Here is a 522-nt window from a genome sequence, read left to right as displayed (position 1 = left end):
CCGACCGCGATCTTCGCCGACATCAACTCGGCGAACAACCGCGACCTCTCGGTGATCCTGCCGGTGGCCGCCGGCCTGATCGCACTGATCCTCGCGTTGCTGCTGCGCAGTCTCGTCGCGCCGATCTACCTGGTGATCGCGGTGCTGCTCAACTTCGCCGCCACGCTGGGCGCGACCGTCTACGTGTTCCAGGGCCTCCAGGGCAACCCGGGCGTCACGTTCCAGTTGCCGATCATCCTGTACCTGTTCGTGGTGGCGATCGGCACCGACTACAACATCCTGATGATCGCCCGACTACGCGAGGAGGCCCGGGAGGGCCACGAACCCCACCAGGCCGCCGCGATCGGCGTGGAACACGCCGGCCCGACGGTCGCCGCGGCCGGGCTGATCCTGGCCGGCACGTTCGGGGTGCTGATGCTCGCGCCGATCTCGTTCCTCCAGCAGATGGGGTTCGCGGTGGCGATCGGGATCGTGCTGTCCGCGTTCGTGATGTCGATGTTCTTCGTGCCGGCGTTGACCGGG

The 522-nt window shown here is 67.6% G+C and carries 1 protein-coding gene; it reads left to right on the top strand.

From position 1 onward, the window contains the following. A partial coding sequence (locus HUW36_RS33995) for an MMPL family transporter (protein ID WP_174531713.1) occupies nt 1-522 on the top strand: 522 nt, incomplete at both ends.

The organism is Micromonospora maritima, assembly GCF_902825405.1.
Lineage (GTDB): Bacteria > Actinomycetota > Actinomycetes > Mycobacteriales > Micromonosporaceae > Micromonospora > Micromonospora maritima.
This window is presented reverse-complemented; position numbering and strand designations above follow the sequence as displayed.